This window comes from Burkholderia sp. AU19243 (assembly GCF_018148075.1).
Classification (GTDB): Bacteria; Pseudomonadota; Gammaproteobacteria; order Burkholderiales; family Burkholderiaceae; genus Burkholderia; species Burkholderia latens_A.
The window spans coordinates 156,552-183,432 of sequence record NZ_JAGSTV010000010.1 but is presented as its reverse complement, the minus strand read 5'-3'; the positions used below and the strand labels follow the sequence as shown (position 1 = coordinate 183,432).

The 26,881-nt window shown below is 67.5% G+C and carries 26 protein-coding genes; 18 read left to right on the top strand and 8 right to left on the bottom strand.

What is annotated here, in order from left to right:
* Window positions 1-35: 35 nt before the first annotated feature.
* The 7 genes from KDW55_RS19870 to KDW55_RS19840 form a co-directional block, all read right to left on the bottom strand.
* A complete protein-coding gene (locus tag KDW55_RS19870; RefSeq protein ID WP_212160888.1) occupies window positions 36-1,394 on the bottom strand; it encodes a DUF3426 domain-containing protein in 1,359 nt (452 codons plus the stop codon).
* A gap of 45 nt (window positions 1,395-1,439) precedes the next feature.
* Window positions 1,440-2,342: a 50S ribosomal protein L11 methyltransferase gene (prmA, locus tag KDW55_RS19865; RefSeq protein WP_059547866.1), complete on the bottom strand. Its 903-nt coding sequence runs from the start codon at window positions 2,340-2,342 to the stop codon at window positions 1,440-1,442.
* 2 nt (window positions 2,343-2,344) lie between these two features.
* Window positions 2,345-3,712 (bottom strand): acetyl-CoA carboxylase biotin carboxylase subunit, encoded by a 1,368-nt coding sequence (accC, locus tag KDW55_RS19860; RefSeq protein ID WP_040143359.1) that lies wholly within the window; start codon window positions 3,710-3,712, stop codon window positions 2,345-2,347.
* Window positions 3,713-3,796: 84 nt separating this feature from the next.
* The gene (gene accB / locus KDW55_RS19855; RefSeq protein WP_040143360.1) at window positions 3,797-4,273 is read right to left on the bottom strand and encodes an acetyl-CoA carboxylase biotin carboxyl carrier protein; all 477 of its coding nucleotides are present in this window, start codon (window positions 4,271-4,273) and stop codon (window positions 3,797-3,799) included.
* Window positions 4,274-4,337: 64 nt separating this feature from the next.
* Window positions 4,338-4,790 carry a type II 3-dehydroquinate dehydratase gene (aroQ, locus tag KDW55_RS19850; protein ID WP_040143361.1) on the bottom strand — a complete coding sequence of 151 codons (453 nt, stop codon included), beginning with the start codon at window positions 4,788-4,790 and terminating at the stop codon, window positions 4,338-4,340.
* Between the two features lie 194 nt (window positions 4,791-4,984).
* Window positions 4,985-5,539: a TlpA disulfide reductase family protein gene (locus KDW55_RS19845; RefSeq protein ID WP_212148835.1), complete on the bottom strand. Its 555-nt coding sequence runs from the start codon at window positions 5,537-5,539 to the stop codon at window positions 4,985-4,987.
* 7 nt (window positions 5,540-5,546) lie between these two features.
* Complete coding sequence (locus KDW55_RS19840; RefSeq protein WP_059547895.1) at window positions 5,547-6,191, bottom strand: hypothetical protein; 645 nt, start codon at window positions 6,189-6,191, stop codon at window positions 5,547-5,549.
* 173 nt (window positions 6,192-6,364) lie between these two features.
* Between KDW55_RS19840 and mpl the strand changes: the two genes are divergently transcribed.
* From mpl to KDW55_RS19750, 18 genes are all read left to right on the top strand, one after another.
* Window positions 6,365-7,810, top strand: coding sequence for a UDP-N-acetylmuramate:L-alanyl-gamma-D-glutamyl-meso-diaminopimelate ligase (mpl, locus tag KDW55_RS19835; protein ID WP_226209421.1), 1,446 nt, complete (start codon window positions 6,365-6,367; stop codon window positions 7,808-7,810).
* On the top strand, window positions 7,807-8,376 hold the full coding sequence (locus tag KDW55_RS19830; RefSeq protein ID WP_040143364.1) for a YqiA/YcfP family alpha/beta fold hydrolase: 570 nt from the start codon (window positions 7,807-7,809) through the stop codon (window positions 8,374-8,376). The genes mpl and KDW55_RS19830 overlap by 4 nt, the downstream gene beginning before the upstream one ends.
* 81 nt (window positions 8,377-8,457) lie before the next feature.
* A complete protein-coding gene (locus KDW55_RS19825) occupies window positions 8,458-10,557 on the top strand; it encodes an RNB domain-containing ribonuclease (RefSeq protein ID WP_209821396.1) in 2,100 nt (699 codons plus the stop codon).
* The gene (aroE, locus tag KDW55_RS19820; RefSeq protein ID WP_212160889.1) at window positions 10,554-11,420 is read left to right on the top strand and encodes a shikimate dehydrogenase; all 867 of its coding nucleotides are present in this window, start codon (window positions 10,554-10,556) and stop codon (window positions 11,418-11,420) included. The genes KDW55_RS19825 and aroE overlap by 4 nt, the downstream gene beginning before the upstream one ends.
* A 13-nt stretch (window positions 11,421-11,433) precedes the next feature.
* On the top strand, window positions 11,434-12,171 hold the full coding sequence (mtgA, locus tag KDW55_RS19815) for a monofunctional biosynthetic peptidoglycan transglycosylase (protein WP_059547859.1): 738 nt from the start codon (window positions 11,434-11,436) through the stop codon (window positions 12,169-12,171).
* A 427-nt stretch (window positions 12,172-12,598) separates the two neighbouring features.
* Complete coding sequence (locus KDW55_RS19810; protein WP_212160890.1) at window positions 12,599-14,209, top strand: peptidase S10; 1,611 nt, start codon at window positions 12,599-12,601, stop codon at window positions 14,207-14,209.
* Window positions 14,210-14,287: 78 nt separating this feature from the next.
* On the top strand, window positions 14,288-14,692 hold the full coding sequence (locus KDW55_RS19805) for an EF-hand domain-containing protein (protein ID WP_212160891.1): 405 nt from the start codon (window positions 14,288-14,290) through the stop codon (window positions 14,690-14,692).
* 349 nt (window positions 14,693-15,041) lie between these two features.
* A complete protein-coding gene (locus KDW55_RS19800; protein WP_040143370.1) occupies window positions 15,042-15,941 on the top strand; it encodes an IclR family transcriptional regulator in 900 nt (299 codons plus the stop codon).
* On the top strand, window positions 15,938-16,963 hold the full coding sequence (locus KDW55_RS19795; protein WP_212160893.1) for a 2-dehydro-3-deoxygalactonokinase: 1,026 nt from the start codon (window positions 15,938-15,940) through the stop codon (window positions 16,961-16,963). Before KDW55_RS19800 ends, KDW55_RS19795 begins: the two co-directional genes overlap by 4 nt.
* A 22-nt stretch (window positions 16,964-16,985) precedes the next feature.
* Window positions 16,986-17,663: a 2-dehydro-3-deoxy-6-phosphogalactonate aldolase gene (locus KDW55_RS19790; RefSeq protein ID WP_059547893.1), complete on the top strand. Its 678-nt coding sequence runs from the start codon at window positions 16,986-16,988 to the stop codon at window positions 17,661-17,663.
* Window positions 17,663-18,442, top strand: coding sequence for an SDR family oxidoreductase (locus KDW55_RS19785; RefSeq protein ID WP_040144873.1), 780 nt, complete (start codon window positions 17,663-17,665; stop codon window positions 18,440-18,442). Before KDW55_RS19790 ends, KDW55_RS19785 begins: the two co-directional genes overlap by 1 nt.
* A 102-nt stretch (window positions 18,443-18,544) precedes the next feature.
* Window positions 18,545-19,540, top strand: a complete 996-nt coding sequence (locus KDW55_RS19780; protein WP_059547855.1) for an arabinose ABC transporter substrate-binding protein — start codon at window positions 18,545-18,547, stop codon at window positions 19,538-19,540.
* A gap of 66 nt (window positions 19,541-19,606) precedes the next feature.
* Complete coding sequence (araG, locus tag KDW55_RS19775) at window positions 19,607-21,127, top strand: L-arabinose ABC transporter ATP-binding protein AraG (protein ID WP_069240961.1); 1,521 nt, start codon at window positions 19,607-19,609, stop codon at window positions 21,125-21,127.
* An 80-nt stretch (window positions 21,128-21,207) separates the two neighbouring features.
* The gene (gene araH, locus KDW55_RS19770) at window positions 21,208-22,224 is read left to right on the top strand and encodes an L-arabinose ABC transporter permease AraH (RefSeq protein ID WP_040143374.1); all 1,017 of its coding nucleotides are present in this window, start codon (window positions 21,208-21,210) and stop codon (window positions 22,222-22,224) included.
* A 23-nt stretch (window positions 22,225-22,247) separates the two neighbouring features.
* The gene (locus KDW55_RS19765) at window positions 22,248-23,066 is read left to right on the top strand and encodes an SDR family oxidoreductase (protein WP_040143375.1); all 819 of its coding nucleotides are present in this window, start codon (window positions 22,248-22,250) and stop codon (window positions 23,064-23,066) included.
* 64 nt (window positions 23,067-23,130) lie between these two features.
* A complete protein-coding gene (locus KDW55_RS19760) occupies window positions 23,131-24,192 on the top strand; it encodes an aldose 1-epimerase (RefSeq protein WP_212160894.1) in 1,062 nt (353 codons plus the stop codon).
* Window positions 24,193-24,231: 39 nt separating this feature from the next.
* Complete coding sequence (gene pyrF, locus KDW55_RS19755) at window positions 24,232-25,059, top strand: orotidine-5'-phosphate decarboxylase (protein WP_209824926.1); 828 nt, start codon at window positions 24,232-24,234, stop codon at window positions 25,057-25,059.
* A gap of 202 nt (window positions 25,060-25,261) precedes the next feature.
* The gene (locus KDW55_RS19750) at window positions 25,262-26,320 is read left to right on the top strand and encodes a haloacid dehalogenase-like hydrolase (protein ID WP_212160895.1); all 1,059 of its coding nucleotides are present in this window, start codon (window positions 25,262-25,264) and stop codon (window positions 26,318-26,320) included.
* A gap of 48 nt (window positions 26,321-26,368) precedes the next feature.
* Here the strand turns inward: KDW55_RS19750 and KDW55_RS19745 are convergent, their stop codons facing one another.
* Window positions 26,369-26,869, bottom strand: coding sequence for a CinA family protein (locus KDW55_RS19745; RefSeq protein ID WP_040143379.1), 501 nt, complete (start codon window positions 26,867-26,869; stop codon window positions 26,369-26,371).
* Between the last annotated feature and the right edge of the window lie 12 nt (window positions 26,870-26,881).

Below are 26,881 nucleotides of genomic sequence, written 5' to 3'. Positions count from 1 at the left end.
GTTGAGACGGGCGCGCATGCGCGCGCCGCGGGGCGTCACGGATAGAAAATCTGGACGCGGAAATTCGACGCAGGCGCGCCGTTCGTGTCGACACGCACGACCATCGTCTGCGTCGTGCCGGGCGGCAGCCCGGCGTCGATCGGCGTGCCCGGGCGCACGTAATCGCGCGGCGCGAGCACGCGGCGCACGGTCACGTGATTCGTGTCGTCGAGCAGCGTCAGCTCGAGCGACGGATATGCGAGCGCGACGCGGTAGCGGTTCGTCAGCGGCACCTTCAGCTCCAGCACGCGCGGGCCGTCGATCTGGCGCAGGTCGGTCGCGTCGAGCCGCAGGCCGTCGATCGCGCGCGGCGGCGTCACCTTGCAGCCGAGCGGTGCGCACGCCTGCCGGAACCAGCCCTGCGAGACCGGCCAGTAGATCATCACGGATTCGCGCTGCCACCACGCGAGCTGCGCGACCAGCAGCACCGCGAGCGCGGCCGCGACCAGGCCGCCGAAAAAGCCGCCGAGCATCCCGCGGCGCGGCGGCGTGCGCGTCTCGCGCGTGACGGCGAAGGGCGGGCGATCGTCGTCCGTCGGCGCGGCGGGGAAGGGGGCGGCCGGCTGGATCGCCGGTTGGGGCGGTGGCGCGGCCGGTTCGCCGGCAGTTGCCGCGTGTGCGTCCGCGCGTTCGCGGGCGGGCGTGTCGGGTGCGGCTTGCGCGGCTGCTTCGGTTTCGGCTTGCGCGGGCCGGAATGCGAAGCGCGGCTCGCGTGGCGCGTGTTCGTCGTCAGGCACCGCAAAGTGTGCGTTGCGGAACGGTTCGGCAGGTTCCGCCGGTGTGCGTTCGACGGATGCGCCGGGGGCGGCGAAGCGAGGTTCGCGCGGGTCGGGTTCGACCGGCGGCGCAAGCGGTTCGTCGAAGGGGGGCCGCGCCGCATCCGGTTCGCGCGATCGCGCGGTGTCCGCATGCAGTTCCGCCGGGCCGGAGACGATCGGCGCCGGCGTGCCGGACAGATGAACGACGCCTGCTTCCATCGACGGCAGCGCGACCGGTATCAGCGGCTCGGTGCGCACCGTCCGGACGTTGTGCTGCAGTGCCGGATCGACGCCGGCATCGAGCCACGGCGCCCACATGTCCCAGTCGTCGGGTTCGTAGTTGGCGATGGCGGCCGGCTCGGCCGGTGCGTCGGTGGTGAAGAGCCGCGCGGGCGCGGCGTCGTGCGGCGGCTCGGCGGCCGCCGTTTCGGTCAGCGCCGGCTCGGGCTGCCGCGCCGGTTCGGGCACGAGCGACTGCGATGCGTTGAAGACCTGCTGGCAGTGTCCGCAGCGCACGAGCCCGTCATGCAGCGACAGCTGCTCCTGCTGCAGCCGGAAGACGGTTTCGCAATGAGGGCAGCGCGTCGCAAGAAGCATGTCGAGCCGGGCGGCCTGCTGGCCAGAGTGAAGGACAGCGCTATTCTAATGGCTTTCGCGCCGGGTTCCGGCGAGGCATACCCAACCTTCGTGTTCGCGCCAGACGGAGATGTCGACGTAGCGCGCATAGACTGCCGCGACTTCGTCAGCCTGGCGCGCGAGCACGCCCGACAGCGCGATGCGCCCGCCCGGTTTCACCTTCGACGCGAGCATCGACGCCATCAGCTTCAGCGGATTCGACAGGATGTTCGCGACGACGATGTCGAACTCGCCCGCGGGGCACGCGTCGGGCAGGCCGTAAGTGACTTCCGCGTGGTTGCGTTCGCTGTTTTGCCGCGCCGATTCGACGGCCTGCGGGTCGATGTCGATGCCGACTACGGGGTTCGCCCCGCATTTGCGCGCGAGAATCGCGAGAATGCCCGAGCCGCAGCCGTAGTCGAGCACCGACTGACCGGGCTTCACCGACTGCTCGAGCCACTCCATGCAAAGGCGCGTGGTCGGGTGGCTGCCGGTGCCGAACGCGAGGCCCGGGTCGAGCTCGAGGATCAGCGCGTCGGGGTCGGGCGCATCGTGCCATGACGGCACGACCCAGATCCGTTCGCCGATCGGGATCGGCTCGAACTGCGACTGCGTGAGCCGCACCCAGTCCTGTTCCTCGACTTCGCGGACGTCGAACTTCGGCGTGTCGGCGATGCCGATCTCGTTCGCGGCGGCCGCGAGCAGCACGGCCGGCTCGTGATCGGGAGACAGCAGCGCGATCACTCGCGAGTGCTGCCACGCGGTGCGTTCGGGAACGAGGCCGGGCTCGCCGAAGAGCGGCTGTTCGTCGGGCGTGTCGGCGTCGGCATCTTCGACCGACACCGACAACGCGCCGAGATCGAGCAGCGCGTCGGACAGCGCCTCCGCATGCTCACGGGCCAGTTCGACGACGAGTTCGCGATAGCTCATGCTTACGCTTCTTCCGGTGCAACCTGCTGCTTCTGGGCCAGCCGGTGTTCGAGGTAGTGGATGCTGGTGCCGCCTTCGACGAACTTCGAGTCGATCATCAGCTCGCGGTGCAGCGGGATGTTGGTCTGAATGCCCTCGACGACCATTTCCGACAGCGCGATGCGCATCCGGCGGATTGCCTGGTCGCGCGTCGCACCGTAGGTGATCAGCTTGCCGATCATCGAATCATAGTTCGGCGGCACGAAATAGCCATTGTATGCATGCGAGTCGACGCGCACGCCGGGGCCGCCAGGCGTATGCCATGACGTGATCCGGCCCGGCGACGGCGTGAACTTGAACGGATCTTCAGCGTTAATCCGGCATTCGATCGCATGTCCGCGGAACTGGATGTCGCGCTGGCGCATCGCGAGCTTTTCGCCGGCCGCGATGCGGATCTGTTCCTGCACGATGTCGACGCCCGTGATCATCTCCGACACCGGGTGCTCGACCTGCACGCGCGTGTTCATTTCGATGAAGTAGAACTCGTTGTTCTCGTACAGGAATTCGAACGTGCCGGCGCCGAGATAGCCCATTTTCTTGCACGCGTCCGCGCAGCGGTCGCCGATGCGCTCGATCAGGCGGCGCGGAATGCCGGGCGCCGGCGCTTCTTCGATCACTTTCTGGTGGCGGCGCTGCATCGAGCAGTCGCGCTCGCCGAGCCAGATCGCGTTCTTGTGCGCATCCGACAGCACCTGGATTTCGATGTGGCGCGGGTTCTCGAGGAACTTCTCCATGTACACCTGCGGGTTGCCGAACGCGCGGCCGGCTTCCTCGCGGGTCATGTTGACCGCGTTGACGAGCGCCGCTTCGGTATGCACGACGCGCATCCCGCGTCCGCCGCCGCCGCCCGCCGCCTTGATGATGACCGGATAGCCGATCGCGCGGGCAATCTTCACGATCTCCTTCGGATCTTCCGGCAACGCGCCTTCCGAGCCCGGTACGCACGGCACACCGGTCTTGATCATCGTCTGCTTTGCGGTGACCTTGTCACCCATCATGCGGATCGTTTCCGGGCGCGGGCCGATGAACGTGAAGCCCGACTGCTCGACGCGCTCCGCGAAGTCGGCGTTCTCCGACAGGAAGCCGTAGCCGGGGTGGATCGCTTCGGCATCGGTGACTTCCGCCGCGCTGATCAGCGCCGGCATGTTCAGGTAGCTCAGATTCGACGGGGCCGGGCCGATACAGACGGCTTCGTCCGCGAGGCGCACGTACTTGGCTTCCTTGTCGGCTTCCGAGTAGACGACCACCGTCTTGACGCCCAGCTCGCGGCACGCGCGCTGGATGCGCAGCGCGATTTCACCGCGGTTGGCAATGAGGATTTTTTCAAACATAGCGAGTATTCGTCTCTTCGAGGGGCGCGCGAACGGCGCCTGGCGAGCATCGGCGGCGCGCGGCCTGGGGGCCGCGCGGCGGACTTAGCCGATCACGAAAAGCGGCTGGCCGTATTCGACGGCCTGGCCGTTCTCTACGAGGATTTCCTTGATCACGCCGGCCTTGTCCGACTCGATCTCGTTGAGCAGCTTCATCGCTTCGATGATGCAGATGGTCTGGCCTTCCTTGACCGAATCGCCGACCTGGACGAACGGGTCCGCGCCCGGCGATGGCGCGCGGTAAAACGTGCCGACCATCGGCGACGTCACGACATGGCCTTGCGGCGCGGCGGGCGCAGCCGCCGCACCTGCGGCCGGCGCGGCTGCCGCGCCTTCGGCGGGCAGTGCGACCGACGGAGCCGGTGCGCTGACCTGCGGGGCAAATCCGCCCGTCGGCTGCACGTAGACCGGCGGCGCGTTCTTGACGATGCGCACCTTGCCTTCGCCTTCCGTCACTTCCAGCTCGGAGATGCCGGATTCGGAGACGAGGTCGATCAGAGTTTTCAGCTTACGAAGATCCATCGGGAATTCCCCTTTCAATACGTGAAAGCGCCGGTGGGACCGGCGCTGAATCTAGATCGCGAAATCAGCCGCGCGACGCGCCTTGCAGCTTGTCGAGCGCGTACTCGAGCGCGTACAGATAGCCTTTCCAGCCCAGCCCGCAGATCACGCCTTCGGCCTGGTCGGAAAAGTAGGAGTGGTGCCTGAACGCTTCGCGGCGGTGCACGTTCGACAAATGAACTTCGACGAACGGGATGCCGACGCCGGCGATCGCGTCCCGGATCGCGACGCTCGTGTGCGTATACGCGGCGGGATTGATCAGGATGAAATCGGTCTGTTCCTCCCGCGCGGCCTGGATGCGGTCGACGAGCGCGCCTTCGTGGTTGCTCTGGAACGACGACAGTTCGGCGCCGGCTTCTTGTGCTCGCGCGGCAAGCGCCTGATCGATCTGCGCCAGCGTGACGCGGCCATACACCTCCGGTTCCCGGGTGCCGAGAAGGTTCAGGTTGGGGCCGTGCAACACCAGCAATCGTGTCATGGTCGCTTCGATTTCTGCGGAATTGCGCGAACTTTAGCGCTATTTAGAGAAATTTGTCTAGTTTTGCCGAACGGCCAGGGGCGCGGGACCTGCAAGAATTACCGGTGTGAGCCCGAAGTATCCACGAATTCACGCGAAATTGCGGCGATCCACGCATAAATCGCCGCCAACGTGCGGCCGGCCGTTCGGAGCGATCACAATGCGTCGAGGGTCTTTTTCAGCTCGGCCGGATGGATTTGCCCCAATTTTGTCTCGCGAATCTTGCCGTTTTCGTCGATCACGACGGTGAATGGCAGCGCGCCAGCCGTATTTCCGAAATTTCGGGCCAGATCGGCGCCGGCATAACCGCTGACAAATACCGGGTAGTCGACCTTTACTTTCTGCAGGAAGTTTTTCACGTTCTGGTCCGAATCCACGCCGATCCCGATAAAACGGATGCCTTTTTGCTTGTATTGATGCGACAGCGCGACGAGTTCCGGCATCTCCTCGACGCACGGCCCGCACCACGACGCCCAGAAATTGACCACCACCTTCTGGCCCTTGAAGGATGCGAGCGACGCCGGCTTGCCATCGACGCCCGTGAGCGATGCGGCCCACAGCTGCTCGACCGGGGTGCCCTGTGCGGCAGGCGCGGCGACCGCGGTGCCGTCGTCAGCGTTGCTGCTGCGGAACCAGTGACCGGCGGCGAGGCCGCCCGCGACGGCGGCGGCCGCGACCGCCGCGACTGCCAATATGCGTTTCATCGTCATCGTTGAATCATTCCGGTTCGGAAGGAGCGTCGCCTGCTTCGACGAGCGCGCGCAATGCGGCGGTGTCGGCGCGTGCGACCCGGCCTCGTGCGTCGGCCTTCACCGCGCCGCGCAGGTCGTCGCTCGCATACAGTGCGACGTGGATGCCGATCGCGTCCACGTCGCGCCGCGGGCGCCACAGGAAGCTGAGCGTTTCGACGTCGGCTCGTCCGGCGAAATGCCGCGTCTCGGACACGTCGTACTGGACGTTCTGGTTCAGCAGGTAGATCGCGACGTCCTTCGGGTTGTCGGTGAATATCTGCAAATGGATGTCCGAATGCGCGTTCGCGGTGCCGTTCAGTACCGCGCCCGTCACATAAGGATTGAAATCGGCGAGCCGGCGCATCCAGTCGAGCGCGATCGCGCGCAGGCGGCGCAGCTCGTCCGGCTGCGTGTCGCTCTGGAACAGTGCGAGGTATTCGCGCAGTTCCTCCTCGATCAGGTCGTTATCCGGCAGCCATTCGCCGGCAATGCGCGAATCGCCGAACAACTGGCGCGCGGCCTTGCGCTTCGCGCCGGCGTAATCAAGGCCGTCCTCCGCGATGAGGCGTGCGGCGGACTGGGCGATTTCCTCGCGGGCGCGCCGCGGGTCGACAAGGGGTTTGCGAGACATGATCCGGCAATCATACTCGATCGCCGCCGCGCCCGAACGCGCTGCGGCCGCGTGCCACCCGCCGCGCCGCCCGGTATCCCGACCGTCGTTCGAGGCGCCGGCCACGGCAGGGCGTCAGTTACAATGACGGTCTTTGTGTCGCGGCGAAAGTCGTTGGCCGGGCGGCCCGTCCGGTGCGCCGCGGACCTTCCTTTCCGAATCGACGGCGCCCGGCGGCGCGAAAGCATTCATCTATGCACATCCACATTCTTGGCATCTGCGGCACCTTCATGGGCGGTCTCGCCGTGCTCGCGCGCGAGGCGGGCCACACGGTGACGGGTTGCGACGCGGGCGTCTATCCGCCGATGAGCACGCAGCTCGAGGCCCAGGGCATCACGCTGATCGAAGGCTATGGCGCCGAGCAGATCGACCTGAAGCCCGACCTGTTCGTGATCGGCAACGTCGTCACGCGCGGCAATCCGCTGATGGAGGCGATCCTCGATCGCGGGCTGCCATACGTGTCCGGCCCGCAATGGCTCGGCGAGCACGTGCTGGCCGGCAAGTGGGTGCTCGCGGTCGCGGGCACGCACGGCAAGACGACCACGTCGTCGATGCTCGCCTGGCTGCTGGAAGACGCCGGCCTGAACCCGGGCTTCCTGATCGGCGGCGTGCCGCTGAACTTCGGCGTGTCGGCGCGCCTGACGGATTCGAGTTTCTTCGTGATCGAAGCGGACGAATACGACACGGCGTTCTTCGACAAGCGCTCGAAATTCGTCCACTACCGGCCGCGCACCGCCGTGCTCAACAATCTCGAATTCGATCATGCTGACATCTTCCCGGATCTCGCTGCGATCGAAACGCAATTCCATCATCTGGTGCGCACCGTGCCGGGCGTCGGCCGCATCGTCACGAATGGTCGTTCCGACGCGCTCGAGCGTGTGCTTGCGCGCGGCTGCTGGAGCGAAGTCGAGCGATTCGGTGTCGATGGCGGCTGGCAAGCGCTGCCCGCCGAGGATGGCGTGACCGTCGATGAGCGCTTCGCGGTGTATTCGCAGGCCGAGCGCGTCAGTGAAGTGGCATGGCAGGTGCAGGGGGAGCACAACCGCATGAACGCGCTTGCGGCAATCGCCGCCGCGCGTCACGTCGGCGTGCCGCCCGCGCAAGCCGCCGCATCCCTGACATCGTTCCGCAACGTGAAGCGCCGGATGGAAGTGCGCGGAAGCGTGGACGGTGTGACCGTCTATGACGACTTTGCTCATCACCCGACTGCGATCGAAACCACGATCGCCGGCCTTCGCACGCGCATCGGCCGGCAAAACACCCGCATTCTCGCGGTGCTGGAGCCGCGCTCGAACACGATGAAGCTCGGTGTGATGAAGGCGCAGTTGCCGGCAAGCCTCGCCGACGCCGATCTCGTGTTCGGCTACGGCGCGCCGACCGGACGCGACGCGCTCGGCTGGAACCTTGGCGACGCGCTTGCGCCGCTCGGCGACAAGGCGCGTGCGTTCGACGATCTCCATCTGCTCGTGAAGTCGGTGGTCGAGGCCGCGCGTCCGGGCGACCACGTGCTGGTGATGAGCAACGGCGGGTTCGGCGGCGTGCACCAGAAGTTGCTCGACGCGCTGGGGAGCCGCGCGTGATCCTGTACCTGCACGGGTTCCGGTCGTCGCCGGCGTCGCAGAAATCGCAACTGCTTGCCGCGCGGATGGCCGAACTCGGCCGGATCCACGAATGGCGCTGCCCGTCGCTTTCGGTGTCGCCGCTCGACGCGATCGCCGTCGCGGAAGCCGAGGTGGCCGGCGCGCGCGACGTGACCGTGATCGGCAGCTCGCTCGGCGGTTACTACGCGACCTGGCTGGCCGAAAAGCACGGCTGGAAGGCCGTGCTGCTGAATCCCGCGATCGTGCCGCAGCGCGATCTCGAACACTATCTGGGCGAACAGCCGCTGTGGCACGGCGGCGGGTCGATCGTCGTCGAGCGCCACCATCTGCAGGAACTGGACGCGCTGCGCGTGCCGGCGATTTCGCGGCCCGAACGCTACTATCTGTTCGCGGCGACTGGCGACGAAGTGCTCGACTACCGCGAGATGCTCGCGCATTACCCGGGCGCGAAAACGCGCGTGATCGAAGGCAGCGATCACGGAATCAGCGAATTTGCCGACTATGTCGACGACGTTCTCGCCTTTTGCGACGACCGAACGTCATGAACGCGGCGTCATGCCGATCGAATTCCCATCATCATGCGGCGCCGCAGACGCGGCGTCCGGCAGTCTGAACGAGAGTACTGAGTGAACGTTTTCTTCGAGGAATCGGGCAGTTTCAAGGCGGGCAGCGTGCTGTCGCGCCAGGGCGACGCGTTTCAGGTCGAGTTGCCCGGCGGGCGGCGGGCCAAGGTGCGTGCAAAGGACGTGCTGATCGAATTCGACAAGCCGGCCGCGAGCGAATTGATGCAGGAAGCCGATTCGGCCGCGCAGCAGATCGACCTCGATTTCCTGTGGGAATGCGCCCCGGCCGAGGAATTCGCATATACAGCGCTCGCCGCCGAGTACTTCGGCGCGACCTATGGCCCGGTCGAGCGCGCGGCGCTGGTGCTGAGGCTGCACGGCTCGCCCGTCTACTTCCGCCGCAAGGGGCGCGGACAGTATCAGCGCGCGCCGGAGGAGCAACTCAAGATGGCGCTCGCGTCGCTCGAGCGCAAGCGCCAGCAGGCGCTCGTGCAGGCGCAGTACGAAGAGGAACTGAAGGCCGGCAAGCTGCCGGACGCGTTCGCGGGCAAGGTGCTCGGGCTGCTGACGCGGCCGGACAAGAATTCGATCGAATACAAGGCGCTCGAGGCGGCGGCCGGCGCGCGCGGCGTATCGCCGGCGCGACTGATGCTCGACTGCGGCGGCATCGAGTCGGCGCGCGCGCTGCACGAGGCGCGTTTCCTCGCCGAATTCTTTCCGCACGGCACCGGCTTTCCGCCCGTCACGGTCGGTCCGCTGCCGGACGACCTGCCGCGCGCGGACGTCGCGGCGTTCTCGATCGACGACATCACGACGACCGAAATCGACGATGCGTTCTCGGTCGAGCACCTGGCCGACGGCCGCGTGCGGATCGGCGTGCACATCGCGGCGCCGGCACTCGGCATCGTGCGCGGCGATCCGGTCGACGCGATCGCGCGCGCCCGGCTGTCGACCGTCTATATGCCGGGCGACAAGATCACGATGCTGCCGGACGACGTCGTCGACGTATTCACGCTGAAAGAAGGCGACTATCGTCCCGCGCTGTCGCTGTACATCATCGTCAACCGCGAGACGCAGGACATCGTCGCGAACGAGACGCGCGCGGAGCTCGTGTTCGTGAAGAGCAACCTGCGCCACAACACGCTCGACGAGCTCGTCACCGAAGAGACGCTCGCCGCCGGCACCGGCGATTATCCGCACAAGGACGACATCGCGGTGCTGTGGCCGCTCGCGCAGGCGTTGTTCGAGAAGCGTCAGATCGCGCGCGCGGGCTATGGCCTCAAGCGCGAGGTGCAGCGCAACACCGATTACAACTTCTACGTCGAAGGCGAGCACGTGACGATCACGCCGCGCCGTCGCGGCTCGCCGCTCGACCTGATCGTGTCGGAGCTCGCGATCCTCGCGAACTCGACGTGGGGCGCATTCCTGCACGACCACACGGTGCCCGGCATCTACCGCTCGCAGCGCGGCTTCGGCGCGCCGGGCCCGAAGCGCACGCGGATGCAGACCACGGCCGCGCCGCACGAAGGCCTGGGCGTCGCGCAGTACGCGTGGAGCACGTCGCCGCTGCGCCGCTACGTCGACCTCGTGAACCAGTGGCAGTTGCTGGCGTGCGTGCAGCACGGCGTGACCGCGAAGCTCGCCGCGCCGTTCAAGCCGAAGGACGCCGATCTGTACGCGGTGGTTCAGGGCTTCGACGATACCTACACCGCATACGCCGATTACCAGCGCCGGATGGAGTACTTCTGGTGCCTGCGCTGGCTCGCGCAGGAACAGAAGAAGCAGGTCGTCGCGAGCGTCGTGAAGGGCGATCTCGTGCGCCTCGAGGAAATTCCGCTGCTGCTGCACGTGCCGGGGCTCGGCGTGCATGCGCGCGGCACGCGCGTGCTGCTCGACGTGATGTCGCTGGACGAGCTGACGATCGAGGCGTCGGTGCGACTGCTGAACGTGCTCGACGCGCCGACCGTCACGAGCGGCGACGCGGCCGACGATGAAGACGACAACGAAGGCGGCGACGACACGCTGGTCGATGCGCAGGACGAATCGGCGGAAAGCGAGGCCGAAGCGCTGGCCGAATCGGGCGACGCGGCGTCCGAAGGCGGCGATGCCGCAAGCGGTGGCGGCGAGGAACGCGCGGCAAGCGACGAAGGGCGCGCATCATGAACGCAGCCGAGTCGACGAGCGGCGCCGACCGCTACGTGGTGTTCGGCAATCCGGTGGCGCACAGCAAGTCGCCGTTCATCCACGCGCAGTTCGCCGCGCAGACGGGTGAAGCGATTGTCTACGAGCACCGGCTCGCGCCGGTCGACGGCTTCGAGGCCGCCGTGCGCGCATTCGTGGCCGAAGGCGGCCGCGGCGCGAACGTGACGGTGCCGTTCAAGCTCGACGCGCATGCGCTCGCGGATACGCTGTCGCCGCGCGCGGCGGCGGCGGGGGCGGTGAACACGTTGCGGATCGACGCGGACGGCCGCATCCATGGCGACAACACCGACGGTGTCGGCCTCGTGCGCGACATCGAACTGAATCTCGGCGTGTCGCTCGCGGGCGCGCGCATCCTGCTGCTCGGCGCAGGCGGCGCGGCGCGCGGCGTCGTGCTGCCGATGCTCGAGCGCGCGCCGCTTTCGATCACGATCGTGAACCGCACGGCAAGCAAGGCCGAAGCGCTCGTCGGCCAGTTCACGCAGGCCGCGCATGACGCGGGCTGCGTGCTGGCGGGCGGCGGCCCGGACGTCGTGCGGCCCGAGCCGTACGACGTGATCGTCAACGCGACGGCCGGCAGCCTCGACGCGGCGCTTCCGGAGTGCGACGCGGCCGCGTTCGGCACCGGCACGCTCGCGTACGACATGATGTACGGCGCGCAGCCGACCGTGTTCATGCAGCACGCGGCGGCGCTCGGCGCCCGCACGGCCGACGGGCTCGGGATGCTGGTCGAGCAGGCGGCCGAATCGTTCTTCATCTGGCGCGGTGTGCGGCCGGACGGCGCACCGGTGCTGGCCGCGCTGCGCCAGGCGCTCGCGGCGGCCTGAGCGGAGCGCGAAAGTGGCGGCAGTGAGCGGCACGCAGCGCACGCGCACGGTGGGGCTGACCCGCTGGCTCGTCTACGCGGGTTCGGTGTTCGCGGGCGCGTGGCTCGCGACGCAACTGTTCTATCTCGTGCAGATCGCCGCGTGGTCGTTCATCAACCCCGGCTCGACGGCGTTCATGCGTACCGACGCATGGTGGCTGTCGCGCGACAAGCCGCCCGCCCAGATCCAGCACCAGTGGGTGCCGTACGACCAGATTTCGCGCAACCTGAAGCGCGCGCTGATCGCATCGGAGGATGCGACGTTCGCCACCAACAACGGGTACGACGTCGACGCAATCCTGCAGGCGTGGGAGAAGAACAAGGCGCGCGGCCGGATCGTCGCGGGCGGTTCGACGATCACGCAGCAGCTCGCGCGCAACCTGTTCCTGTCGCGCGAGAAGAGCTACATCCGCAAAGGGCAGGAGCTGATCATCACGTGGATGCTCGAGACGTTGCTCGACAAGGAGCGCATTTTCGAGATCTACCTGAATTCGGTCGAATGGGGCCGCGGCGTGTACGGTGCCGAGGCCGCCGCACGCTATTACTACCGAATCCCCGCGAGCCGGCTTGGCGCGTGGCAGTCGGCGCGTCTCGCGGTGATGCTGCCGAAACCGCGCTGGTTCGATGCACACCGCGGCTCGGCGTATCAGGCGCAGCGAGCGGCCGTGATTGCGCGCCGCATGGGCGCCGCCGAGCTGCCGCAATCGCAGTAAGCGGCGCGTTCGCCCCGTCGCATTGTCCGTTCCGTCATTCGCGCGTCGATGCTGCGCTGCAGCGCGTTCGCGGCGCGCGCGTGTCGCGCGCGATTCATTAGACGGAATCATCTATTTCGGTTTGCTGACCAATGCACGCGGTCACGCGATTTTGTTCGCCGATATGGCGCGAAATCCGCACGATTTTAGTGCGTAAAACTAAACATGCGCAACACTGAAAGGCGCATGAAATACGACGGTTCGCGAATCGAAGCATTCCTGAAAGGTGTGCGCCGCACCGACTCCCGTTCGAATATTTCCAAATTTTTCAAAGCCGACCTGCTCGCGTATATTGGCCGGCGCCTCGGCTCATCGGCCGCAATCGAGGCGGGGGGCGGCTTACCCGGCTGCTCGACACACAAAAACATTCGAGAGAAGGAAAGCAACGATGCCAGCGAGCAAAGCGAAGCTGTTGTTGGGAGTCGTGTTCTCTTCGCTGATTCTGACGGCCTGCAACGACGACGTGACGTCGTCCGCCGCGGCAGGCACCGACAATTCAGCCGATCCCGCCGCTCAGGCGGACAGGCCGTACAACGATCCCAACAGTTATTCGTCGAGGGCAAGCGCGTCGCTCGATGCGTCCGCCGCCGTCGAAAAGGCCGCCGTCACCCATCACCAGATCACGCTGAACGGCAAGACGATCCGCTACACGGCCACCGCGGGCCACCTCGTCGCGCGCAATCCGCAGACGGGCGCGCCCGAAGCGTCGTTCTTCTACGTCGCGTACACCGCCGACAACCAGAGCGCGGCCAAGCGCCCGGTCACGTTCCTGTACAACGGCGGCCCCGGCTCCGCATCGGTATGGCTGCATCTGGGCTCGTTCGGCCCGAAGCGGATACAGACGGGCGACCCGAACGCGAACACGTCGACGTTCCCGTTCGTCGACAACGCGGAAAGCCTGCTCGACACCACCGATCTCGTGTTCGTCGATGCGATCGGCACCGGCTTCTCGGAAGCGATCGCGCCGAACACGAACCAGACGTTCTGGGGCGTCGACCAGGACGCCGGTGCGTTCCGCGACTTCGTCACGCGCTACATCGCGGTGAACCAGCGCAACGATTCGCCGAAGTACCTGTTCGGCGAGTCGTACGGCACGCCGCGCACCGACGTGCTCGCGAACCTGCTCGAGACGGCCGGCGTAAAACTGGCCGGCATCGTGCTGCAGTCGTCGATCCTGAACTACAACACCAACTGCGACATGGCGAGCGACTATGTCGGCAACTCGAACAACGGCGCGAGCCCGGTCAGTTGCGCGGGCTTCGTGCCGTCGTACGGAACCGTCGGCGCGTACTACCAGCTCGACAATCCGAATCCGTCGACTCTGCCGCAGTATGCGGACCAGATGCGCCAACTGACGGCCGGCAGCTACGCGCCTGCCGTGAACGCGTATCTCGCGAGCCATACGCCGCCGCCGCCGAGCCTCGTCACGACGATGTCGAACGCGACCGGCGTGAAGGCGTCGCTGTGGAATGCCGACTTCAACGTGGTCCCGACGTTCTTCGACAACAGCTTCCAGGTGTCGCTGATCCCCGGCACACTGATCGGCCGCTACGACGCGCGCGTGAACGTACCGTCGTCGAGCCCGCTCGCGGCCGACGGCGACCCGTCGAGCACGTTCATCACGAAGCCGTTCACCGACACGATCGGCAGCTACCTGCCGAACGTGCTGAAGTACAGCGCGCAGTCGGCGTATTCGGTCAGCAGCAATGCGATCCAGACCTGGGACTGGACGCACGACGGCCTCGCGATGCCCGACACGATCCCCGATCTCGCTGCGGCGCTCACGCTGAATCCGTCGCTGAAGGTGCTGTCGCTGAACGGGTATCACGACATCGCGACGCCGTTCTACCAGACCGAGCTCGACCTCGCGCGGCTCGGCTCGCAACCGAACCTGACGATCAAGGACTATCAGGGTGGACACATGGTCTATCTCGACGATACGTCGCGTCCGCAGGAGAAAGCCGACCTCGTGACTTTCTACAACGCGGCCGCGCACTGACGCGACGGGCCGGCGCCGCGCGCCCCTCGCGGCGCATGCGCCGGCCATCGACGACCTCATTCCAGACTGGAGCCTGACATGACCAAACGTTTCATCGTCGTTGCCGCCGCACTCGCGTGCGCGGGCGTCGCAGCATCCGCACCGGTGTCCGCATTCGCGCAGGCGGGCGACGCCGCCACTCCGGCGCGCGCGCGCCAGGCGCAACTCGGCGACCCGTACGTGCCGCTGGCCGCGCGCAAGCCGACCGCCGGCACGCAGACGACCGGCGCCGCGCTGCACGCGCAGGTGGTGCGCAAGCTCGCGCGGCAGTTCGGCGCGGCGGACACGCAGAACACCGGTTCGATCACCGAAGCGCAGGCGCGCGCGGCCGGCCTCGGCTACGTCGCGAATCACTTCCGGCAGATCGATGCGAACGGCAGCGGCCGCGTGTCGTTCGCCGACGTGCAGCGCTACATGCAGGCGCGCAGCGCGAAACAGCAGTAAGCACGGCGCGCACGGATAACGGGGGCGGAATCTGCGACGCGCGGGTTCCGCCCCCGCGCGCATTGCGCAGCCGTTGCGCGTCCGGTAACACACGCACGCGCATGCCGGTTTCTCATTATTTGGACAACGCACTCAAATATTGGTGGCGCGTACGTCCGCTCCTACAATCCGAAGCACATCGACAGCTTCGGACCCACGCACCGCGCGGCGCCCGAGCACACGGAGACACCTTCCATGACGTTCGCCGGGCCCTTTCCTCGGTGCATCGACCGCCGCGTTGCCGCGACGCCAGAGTTCGTTACGGCGTTGCGACTGCGGCTTACCCGATTCCGCTGAAGAAGCCTGTTCCATGACCAAGATGCCTGACACCCTCGCTCTCGACGCCCGGCGCGCGACGCCGGACGATGCGCCGCTCACCGACAGCATCGGCGCGACCAGCACGCCGCTCGATCTCGCCGCGCAGCAGGCCGGCACGCAGACGTTGCTGCGCGGCCTGGCGATCCTCGAAGCGATCGCAAACGGCGCGCGCGACATGCGTGCGATCGGCGCCGCGCTCGGCACGACGCGCAGCACGACGCACCGGCTTGTCAGCAGCCTCGTACAGGCGCGTTACCTGCGCCAGGTGCAGGGCGGCTATCTGCTCGGCCCGAAGCTGATCGAGCTCGGCACGATCGCGCTCGAGCAGATGCCGCTCACGGCGGTCGCGCGGCCTCATCTCGAAGCGCTCGCGGAAGCGACGCTCGACACGATCCACCTCGGCGTGCGCGACGGCGACGACGTGCTGTACATCGACAAGATTCCGGGCACGCGCGGGCTCGAGATGCGCTCGCGCGTCGGCCACCGGATGCCGCTCGCGTCGACCGGCATCGGCAAGGCGATGATGCTCGACCTCGATCCGGACCTGTGGCGCTCGCTGTTCGAGGCTGCGCGGCGCGCGCTCGCCGGAGTCAATTTCAAGCCGGACAACCGGCCCGAGACGAGTGCGTTCCTGCAGCGCATGGCGCATTACGCGGCCGGCGGCTACACGTTCGACCTCGAGGAAAACGAAGCGTCGATCCGCTGCGTGGCCGCGCCGATCCGCGATGCATCGGGCGCGATCGTCGCAGCGGTGTCGGTGGCCAGCACGATTCCGTACATGCCGCACGACCGGATGGACGAACTGATTCCGCTCGTGCAGCGCGAAGCGCGAGCCATTTCCGCGGAGCTGGGCTGGAGCCCGCCGCAGGGTACCCGCAGGATCAAACGATGACCAATTCGACCCGGACCGTTCCGGACGCCAATTCCGCCGACCCGTCGCTGATTGCGCTCGACTGGGGCACGACGTCGCTGCGCGCGTATCTGTTCGACGCGCACGGCGCGCTCGTCGACACGCGCACCCGCGCGGCGGGCGTGATGCACGTGCCGGCCGGCGGCGCGCGCGCGTTCGACGTCGTGTTCGAGGAAGCGTGCGGCGACTGGCTGGACCGCGCGCCCGGCATGCCGGTGCTGGCGGCCGGGATGGTCGGCAGCGCGCAGGGCTGGCGCGAGGCGCCGTACGTCGCGGTGCCGGCCGGCGCGGATGCGCTCGTCGCGGGCCTCGTCACGGTAACGACCGCACGCGGCACGACGGTATCGATCGTGCCGGGCGTGATCGCAACGGGCGAACTGCCCGACGTGATGCGCGGCGAGGAAACGCAGATATTCGGCGCGCTCGCGAACGATCCGATGCTTGATGCCGATCGTTCAGGGGTACTGATCGGCCTGCCGGGCACGCATGCGAAATGGGCATGGGTGAAGGACGGTCTCATCGAGCGCTTCCAGACCTTCATGACCGGCGAGCTGTACGCGGCGCTGCGCGACCACACGATCCTCGGCCGCACGATGCGCGCGAGCGCGTCGCCGGACCGCGCGGCGTTCGAGCGCGGCGTCGCGGTGGCCCGCGGCGCGCAGCGCACGGGGCTGCTCGCGACGATCTTCAGCACGCGCACGCTAGGCCTGACCGACCGGCTCGCGCCGGATGCGCAGGGCGACTACCTGTCCGGGCTGCTAATCGGCCACGAGCTGAATGCGCTCGACGCGATGCTCGCGGAGCGCGGCGCGGCGCTTGCAAATCAGCCGCTGCTGCTGATCGGCGACGGCGGATTGTGCGCGCGCTACGTCGACGCGCTGAACGTGTTCGGTTGCACGCACGCGCGTGTGGCCGCGCAGGCGACCGAACGCGGCCTGTGGTGGATCGCATCGCGTGCCGGGCTCGTGCGCGCGGACGGCGCACCGGTTTGCGCCGATCAATGAACTGCTTGAAGAGGAACTGCCGATGTCGCCCGACCTAACGCTGCCCGCGCCGTACATGCCGAACGCCGCGCTGATGCGCGCCTTCGACGCGTGCCCGCTGATCGCGATCATGCGCGGGATCACGCCCGCCGAGGCGGCGGACCACGGTCATGCACTGCATGAAGCCGGCTTCCGGATCGTCGAGGTGCCGCTCAATTCGCCCGATCCGTTCGACAGCATCGCGGCGCTGCGCCGTGCTTTGCCCGACGACATGATCGTCGGCGCGGGCACCGTGCTGCGCGCCGAGTTCGTCGACCGCGTGCAGGACGCGGGCGGCGCGCTGATCGTGATGCCGCACAGCGATGCGGCGGTGATCCGCCGCGCGCGCGAGCGCGGGCTCGCGAGTGCGCCCGGCGTCGCGACGCCGACCGAGGCGTTCGCCGCGCTCGCGAACGGCGCCGACGTGCTGAAGATGTTTCCGGCCGAGCAGCTCGGCGTGCCGGTCGTGAAGGCGTGGCGCGCGGTGATCGATCGCGCGGTGCCGCTGATTCCGGTCGGCGGCATTGCGCCGGACAACATGCAGCCGTTCCTCGCTGCCGGAGCGAATGGGTTCGGGCTAGGCTCGGCGTTGTACCGGCCCGGCCAGTCCGCCGACGCGACCGCGGCGAATGCGCGTGCGTTCCAGGCCGGCCTGCGCGCCGCGCGCGGCGGAGCCGCATGATGGATCGCCTCGCAGGCAAGGTCGCCGTGGTGACCGGCGCGGGCCGCGGAATCGGCGCGGCGATTGCGCTCGCGTTTGCGCGCGAGGGTGCGGCCGTCGCACTCGTCGACGTCGACTTCCCGCTCGCACGGCGCACGGCTGCGGCGACCGCCGACGCCGTCGACGGCGCGCGCGTGCTGCCGCTGCATGCGGACGTCACGCGCCAGGAGTCGGTGCGCGACGCACTCGCGCAGACCGAAGCCGCGTTCGGCCCGCTCGACGTGCTGGTGAACAACGCGGGCATCAACGTATTCGCCGATCCGCTGACGATGACGGACGACGACTGGCGCCGGTGCTTCGCGGTCGACCTCGACGGCGTGTGGCACGGCTGTCGCGCGGCGCTGCCGGGAATGGTGGAGCGCGGGCGCGGCAGCATCGTGAACATCGCGTCGACGCACGCGTTCCGGATCATCCCGGGATGTTTTCCTTACCCGGTCGCGAAACACGGCGTGCTGGGCCTCACGCGCGCCCTCGGCATCGAATATGCGGCGCGCAACGTGCGCGTGAATGCGATTGCGCCGGGCTACATCGAGACGCAGCTCACGCGCGACTGGTGGGATGCGCAGGCCGACCCGGCCGCGGCGCGGGCGCAGACGCTCGCACTGCAGCCGATGAAGCGGATCGGCAAGCCGGAGGAGGTCGCGATGACGGCGGTGTTCCTCGCATCCGACGAGGCGCCGTTCATCAATGCCGCGTGCATCACCGTCGACGGCGGGCGCGCGGCGCTGTACCACGACTGACGCGACGATTCGAAAGACCGCACGTGCGACGGCCGCGCGCACGCTGCGTCGAAACCAACAAGCGGCTGTATCCCGTTCGATGAAGACAAGGAGACACTGGAGATGAAACGCAGAACGTTCGTAACGCTGGCGGCCGCGGCCGCGGTGGTGATGGGAAGCCCGATCGCGCACGCGGCCGATCCGGTCAAGATCGGCTTCCTGGTGAAGCAGCCGGAAGAGCCGTGGTTCCAGGACGAATGGAAATTCGCCGAGATGGCCGCGAAGGACAAGGGCTTCACGCTCGTGAAGATCGGTGCGCCGTCCGGCGAGAAGGTGATGAGCGCGATCGACAACCTGTCCGCGCAGAAGGCGCAGGGCTTCATCATCTGCACGCCCGACGTGAAGCTCGGGCCGGGCATCGTCGCGAAGGCGAAGTCCCACAACCTGAAGATGATGACGGTCGACGACCGTCTCGTCGACGGCGCGGGCAAGCCGATCGAGTCGGTGCCGCACATGGGGATTTCCGCATACAACATCGGCAAGCAGGTGGGTGACGGCATCGCGGCCGAGATCAAGAAGCGCGGCTGGAACATGAAGGACGTCGGCGCGATCGACATCACGTACGAGCAGCTGCCCACCGCGCACGACCGCACGAGCGGCGCGACCGACGCGCTGGTCGCGGCCGGTTTCCCGAAGGCGAACGTGATCGCGGCGCCGCAGGCGAAGACCGACACCGAGAACGCGTTCAACGCGGCCAACATCGCGCTCACGAAGAACCCGCAGTTCAAGCACTGGGTCGCGTACGGGCTGAACGACGAGGCCGTGCTCGGCGCGGTGCGCGCGGCCGAAGGGCGCGGCTTCAAGGCGGACAACATGATCGGCATCGGCATCGGCGGCTCCGATTCGGCGCTGAACGAGTTCAAGAAGCCGCAGCCGACGGGTTTCTACGGCACCGTGATCATCAGCCCGAAGCGCCACGGCGAGGAAACCTCGGACCTGATGTATGCGTGGATCACGCAAGGCAAGGCCCCGCCGGCGCTGACGCTGACGACGGGCATGCTCGCGACGCGCGACAACGTGTCGAAGGTGCGCGAGGAGATGGGGCTCGCATCGAAGTAAGCGGCTTGCCGGCCGCCGCGGCGACGCGCGGCCGGCAATCGATGGATCTGCAAGTGGGGAGACGACGTGTCAGCGGCACTGCGTTTTGACAATATCGGCAAGGTATTTCCCGGCGTGCGCGCACTCGACGGCATCTCGTTCGACGTGCACGCGGGCGAGGTGCATGGCCTGATGGGCGAGAACGGCGCGGGCAAGTCGACGCTGCTGAAGATTCTCGGCGGCGAATACCAGCCCGACGCGGGCAGCGTGCTGGTCGACGGCCAGCCCGTGCATTTTTCGAGTGCGGCCGCATCGATCGCGGCCGGCATCGCGGTGATTCACCAGGAACTGCAGTACGTGCCCGACCTGACGGTCGCGGAGAACCTGCTGCTCGGCCGGCTGCCGAATGCGCTCGGCTGGGTAAGAAAGGGCGAGGCGAAGCGCCACGTGCGCGAGCGGCTCGCCGCGATGGGCGTCGATCTCGATCCGGACGCGAAGCTCGGGCGGCTGTCGATCGCGCAGCGGCAGATGGTCGAGATCTGCAAGGCGCTGATGCGCAATGCACGCGTGATCGCGCTCGACGAACCGACGAGCTCGTTGTCGCATCGGGAGACCGAGGTGCTGTTCAAGCTCGTCGACGACCTGCGCGCGCAGGGTCGCGCGCTGATCTACATCTCGCACCGGATGGACGAGATCTACCGGCTTTGCGATGCGTGCACGATCTTCCGCGACGGGCGCAAGATCGCGTCGCACGAATCGCTGGCCGACGTGCCGCGCGAGCGGCTGGTCGCCGAGATGGTCGGGCGCGAGATTTCGGACATCTACCATTACGCGCCGCGCGCGCTCGGCGACGTGCGCTTCTCGGCCGAAGGCATCGACGGCCCGGCGCTGCGCGAGCCGGCGAGCTTCTCGGTACGCGCGGGCGAGATCGTCGGCTTCTTCGGGCTGGTCGGCGCCGGCCGCAGCGAGCTGATGCGGCTCGTGTACGGCGCGGACCGCCGGCGCGCGGGCACGCTGACGCTCGACGGCACGCGCATCGACGTAAAGCGCACCGGCGACGCGATCCGCCACGGGATCGTGCTGTGTCCGGAGGACCGCAAGGAGGAAGGGATCATCGCGATGGCATCGGTCGCGGAGAACATCAACATCAGCTGCCGCCGCCATTCGTTGCGCGCAGGGCTTTTCATCGACCGCAAGACCGAAACCGAAACGGCCGACCGCTTCATCCAGCGGCTGAAGATCAAGACGCCGAGCCGGCGGCAGAAGATCCGCTTCCTGTCGGGCGGCAACCAGCAGAAGGCGATCCTGTCGCGCTGGCTCGCGGAGCCCGACCTGAAGGTCGTGATCCTCGACGAGCCGACGCGCGGCATCGACGTCGGCGCGAAGCACGAGATCTACGACGTGATCTACCGGCTCGCGGAGCGCGGCTGCGCGATCGTGATGGTGTCGTCTGAGTTGCCGGAGGTGCTCGGCGTGTCCGACCGCATCGTCGTGATGCGCGAAGGGCGAATCGCCGGCGAGCTGCCGCGCGAGCGGGCGAACGAACATGCGGTGCTGAGCCTCGCGCTGCCGCAGACGAGCGTCGTCGAGGCGGCTGACGCAGTTTGAGGTCGCCGCGTGCGACGCAGGACTTTCGAATCGATCAAGCGCGGCGCGGGCCGCGCGATGCAGGAGCAGGAGACACAACCATGCAAGTCAGGGAAAACCTCGCCAGCGCAGCCGTGAAGCCGTCGGCCGACGCGCTGGTGCCGCAGCAGAGCGATCGCCAGAAGTGGTGGCAGCACCTCACCGAATACAGCCTGATCGCGATCTTCGCGGTGATGTTCATCACGATGTCGCTGACGGTCGATCACTTCTTCTCGATCGACAACATGCTCGGCCTCGCGCTGTCGATCTCGCAGATCGGGATGGTCGCGTGCACGATGATGTTCTGTCTCGCGTCGCGCGACTTCGACCTGTCGATCGGCTCGACCGTCGCGTTCTCCGGCGTGCTGTGCGCGATGGTGCTGAACGCGACCGACAACACGTTCGTCGCGATCGTCGCGGCGGTTGCGGCCGGTGCGGCGATCGGCTTCGTGAACGGTGCGGTGATCGCGTACCTGCGCATCAACGCGCTGATCACGACGCTCGCGACGATGGAAATCGTGCGCGGGCTCGGCTTCATCGTGTCGAAGGGGCAGGCGGTCGGCGTGTCGTCCGATACGTTCATCGCGCTCGGCGGCCTCACGCTGTTCGGCGTATCGCTGCCGATCTGGGTCACGCTGCTGTGTTTCATCGTGTTCGGCGTGCTGCTGAACCAGACGGTGTACGGCCGCAACACGCTCGCGATCGGCGGCAATCCGGAAGCGTCGCGGCTCGCGGGGATCAACGTCGAACGCACGCGCGTGTACATCTTCCTGATTCAGGGCGCGGTGACGGCGCTCGCCGGCGTGATTCTCGCGTCGCGCATCACGTCGGGCCAGCCGAACGCCGCGCAGGGATTCGAGCTGAACGTGATCTCTGCGTGCGTGCTCGGCGGCGTGTCGCTGATGGGCGGCCGCGCGACGATCTCCGGCGTCGTGATCGGCGTGCTGATCATGGGCACCGTCGAGAACGTGATGAACCTGCTGAACATCGACGCGTTCTACCAGTACCTGGTGCGTGGCGCGATCCTGCTCGCGGCTGTGCTGCTCGACCAGCTGAAGAACCGCGGCGTGCGCGACTGACCGATTCCACGGAGACGATACGCATGACCATCGAAACATCCGCGCAGGATGCGCACGCCACGGCGGCCGACGCGCGCTATGCACGCTACCCGAGCCTCGAGGATCGCGCGGTGCTGATCACGGGCGGCGCGACCGGCATCGGCGCGTCGTTCGTCGAGCACTTTGCGCGACAGGGCGCGCGCGTCGCGTTCGTCGACCTCGATGCGCACGCGGGCGCCGCGCTTGCCGAGCGCCTCGCGCATGAGCCGCACGTGCGCCACGCGCCGCTGTTCCTGCCGTGCGACCTGACCGACATCGACGCGCTGCGCCGGACGATCGACGCGATCCGTGCGCGGGTCGGCGCGATCGCGGTGCTCGTGAACAACGCGGCGAACGACATGCGCCATGCGATCGGCGACGTGACGCCCGAATCGTTCGACGCGGGCATCGCGGTGAACCTGCGTCACCAGTTCTTTGCCGCGCAGGCGGTGATCGACGACATGAAGCAGCACCGCGGCGGCGCGATCATCAATCTCGGCTCGATCAGCTGGATGCTGAAGAACGGCGGATATCCCGTGTACGTGATCGCGAAGGCAGCCGTGCAGGGGCTCACGCGCGGGCTCGCGCGCGATCTCGGGCCATTCGGGATCCGCGTGAATTCGCTGGTGCCGGGTTGGGTGATGACCGACAAGCAGCGCAGGCTGTGGCTCGACGACGCGGGCCGGGCCGCGATCAAGGCCGGCCAGTGCATCGACGCCGAGCTTCTGCCGGACGATCTCGCACGGATGGCGCTGTTTCTCGCGGCCGACGACAGCCGGATGATCACCGCGCAGGACGTGGTGGTCGACGGCGGCTGGGCCTGATTGCCGGGGTTCGTGCTCGCGCGGCACCTCGTATCGTTTCATCGACGAAGAAAAGGAGCTCACCATGACTGCCACGCCCTCGCGCGCATCGTCGTCCACGAGCCAGTCGCGCCGCGCGCGTCTCGCGGCCGCCGCGCAGCCGGTCAGCGCCGGCCCGCAGACCGCCGCGTTCGCGCAGGGCGTGGGCGCCGCGCACGCTGCGGCCGTCACGCTGTCGAACGCATCGTTGCGGCTCGACGTGCTGCCGCACCTCGGCGGCGGCATCGCCCGCTTCGACTGGCGGGGCGATCATGGCGTGCTGGTGCCGGTGTTCCGCCGCTGCGAGCATCCGGAAACCGCGACCGACCCGAGCCAGCTCGCATGCTATCCGCTGTTGCCGTACTCGAACCGGATCGGCAACGGCCGGTTCGAATGCGACGGGCGCAGCGTCGCGGTGCCGCGCAATCGCCGCGACGAGCCGCTGCCGATCCACGGCGACGGCTGGCTCGCGTGCTGGCAGGTCGACGACGCGACCGACACGACGCTGCAGTTGTCGCTCGATCGCGCGAGCGGTGCGCCGTATGCGTTTCGCGCGATCCAGTCGTTCTCGCTCGACGACACGACGCTGTCCATCGCGCTGACGATCGAGAATGCCGGGCGCGCCCGGCTGCCGTTCGGGCTTGGCGTGCATCCGTTTCTCGTGCGCGACGACGTGACCGAGCTGGCCGCGGCCGCGGGCGGGCTGTGGCTGTCGGGCGCCGATTTTTTGCCGGTGCGGCACGTGAGCGTGCCGCCGGCCTGGCAGTTCGGTGTCGCGTATCCGCTGCCGCCGACGCTCGTCAATCACGCGTTCACCGGCTGGGGCGGCCACGCGACGGTGAGCTGGCCGCGCCGCGCGCTGTCGCTGACGATCTCGGCCGACGCCGATGCCTACGTGCTCTATACGCCGCCGGGCGAGCCGTTCTTCTGCTTCGAGCCGGTCGATCATCCGATCAATGCGGTGAATTTGCCGGGCGGCGCGGCCGCGCACGGGATGACGCTGCTCGCGCCGGGCGAGCGGCTTGCGCGCCGTTTCACGTTCACCGTCGAGCGCTCCGATGCGCGCGTCGATGCGGCCGTGCGCGAAGGGCGCCGTCGACGCGGGTAAAATACGCGGTCTACCAACGGTTTGCCGCGAGTACCCGCCATGTCTTCCCCGCTTACTTTCATCGAATCGCTGCGCGCCGCGTGGCAGCGCACGAATTCGCTGCTGTGCGTCGGCCTCGATCCCGAGCCGTCGCGCTTTCCCGTGCAGTTCGACGGCCAGCCTGATGCGATCTTCGAATTCTGCCGGCAGATCGTCGACGCGACCGCACCGTATGCGAGCGCGTTTAAGCCGCAGATCGCATACTTCGCCGCGCATCGTGCGGAAGACCAGCTCGAGCGGCTGATCGCGCACATTCACTTGCAGCATCCGGGCCTGCCGGTGATCCTCGACGCGAAACGCGGCGACATCGGCAGCACGGCCGAGCAATACGCGCGCGAAGCGTTCGAGCGCTATCGCGCGGATGCCGTCACCGTGAACCCGTACATGGGCTACGACTCGGTCGAGCCGTACTTCGAGCATGAAGGCAAGGGCGTGATCGTGCTGTGCCGCACGTCGAACCCGGGCGGCTCGGACCTGCAGTTCCTCGAGACGAACGGCCGACCGCTGTACCAGATCGTCGCCGATCTCGCGGCGAACAAGTGGAACGCGAAGAACGGCCAGCTCGGCCTCGTGGTCGGCGCGACGTTCCCGAAGGAAATCGAGATCGTGCGCGGGATCGTCGGCGACATGCCGCTGCTGATTCCCGGTATCGGCGCGCAGGGCGGCGACGTGCAGGCGACCGTCAATGCGGGCCGCACGGCCGACGGCACCGGGATGATGATCAACTCGTCGCGCGCGATCCTTTACGCGAGCAAGGGCGAGGATTTCGCCGAAGCCGCGGCGCTCGCCGCGCAGAAGACGCGCGACACGATCAACGCGCATCGCTGAAATGCCGCGCCGCCCGTTCCGGGCGGCGCGTGCAACGCCGAGCCCGCGTTCGCGGGCCGCAATACCCCGCCTTCGCATTGCGCCGCATTGGCGCGCACGAACAATTTCCCGTCGCTTTCGCACCGCACGCGCGCCCGGCAAACGCGCGATGCTGCCGCTTGTCATCGTTCCGTAACAAAAATGTCAAGAATGGAGTGACGCCATGCCTCGCCTGTCCCGACGTTTTCTGGGCGCGCTTGCCGCGTCGTTGTGCATGTCGTTCGCTCATGCGGCCGACTTGTCGCACTGGCCCGCAGACAGCGCGAAGGCGCTGAACGACATGATTGCCGCGCACGCGCATCGCGGCGACTACGCGGTGTTCGACGCCGACAACACCACGTACCGCTACGACCTCGAAGAAGCGCTGCTGCCGTATCTCGAGAACCGCGGCGTGCTTACGCGCGACTCGCTCGATCCGTCGCTGAAGCTGATTCCGTTCAGGGATTCGGCCGACTACAAGGAATCGCTGACGAGCTACTACTATCGGCTCTGCGAGATCGACGACCTGGTCTGCTACCCGTGGATCGCGCAGGCATTCTCCGGGTTGTCGCTCGCCGAGCTGAAACGCCACATCGACGCGATGCTCGCCGACGGCAAGCCGGTGCCGATCCGTTACTGGCAGGGCGACAAGGTTGTGGACGGTGCCGCGAACCCGCCGCGTTTCTTCCGGGGGATGCAGCAGCTGTACAACGCGCTGCGCGAGAACGGGATCGACGTGTACGTGATGACGGCCGCGCACGAGGAGCTCGCGCGGCTCGTGCTGGCCGATCCGAAGTACGGCTACAACGTGAAGCCGCAGAACGTGATCGGCGTGACGACGCTGCTGCGCAATCCGGCAACGGGCGCGCTGACCACGTCGCGGCTGCAGATCAAGGCCGGCAAGTACGACGAGGCCGCGAACCGCGACCTCGTGATCACGCCGTTCCTGATGAACCCGATGACGTGGTACGAAGGCAAGCTCGGCTCGATCGTCGGATGGATCGACCAGTGGAAAAAGCCGGTGCTGGTCGCGGGCGACACGCCGAAATCTGACGGCTACATGCTGCTGAATGCGACCGATGTCGCGCACGGCGGCGTGCGCGTGTGGGTGAACAAGAAAGACAAGCAGATGACGCAGATCCGCGCGTGGTCGGACGAATCGGCCGCGCAACAGAAGGCGCTGGGCCTGCCGGTGACCGCGGACAAGAACTGGATCGTCGTGAAACCCGACGCGATCCAGTAAGCAGCGCGGGGCACCGCCCGCGCTTGTCGCGATCGTCGCGCGAGCGGATCAGCGCTCGTGTTCGTCGAGCAGCTTCAGCAGCCCGCGCAGCGCATGTGCGGCCGCCTGCGTGCGGATCTGCTCGCGGTCGCCCTTGAACACGAGCGTCTCGACGTCGGTGTGCAGCCGGTTGCTCCATGCGAACGATACGGTGCCGACCGGCTTCTTCTCGCTGCCGCCGCCCGGGCCGGCGATCCCGGTAACGGACAGCGCGACCTGCGCGCGGCTGTTGCGCAGCGCGCCTTCGGCCATCGCGCGCGCGACCGGCTCGCTGACCGCGCCGTGCTTGTCGATCAGGTCGGGCGGCACGCCGATCATCTCGCTCTTCGCCTGATTCGAATAAGTGACGAAGCCGCGCTCGAACCACTGGCTGCTGCCGGAAATGTCGGTGATCGCGGCGGCGATCATGCCGCCAGTGCAGGATTCGGCAGTGGCGAGCGACAGGTGCTCGTCACGCAGCTTGTTGCCTGCGCGGATCGCAAGCTGATGAACGACGGAATCGGTTGGCATGCGCGTCGGGAA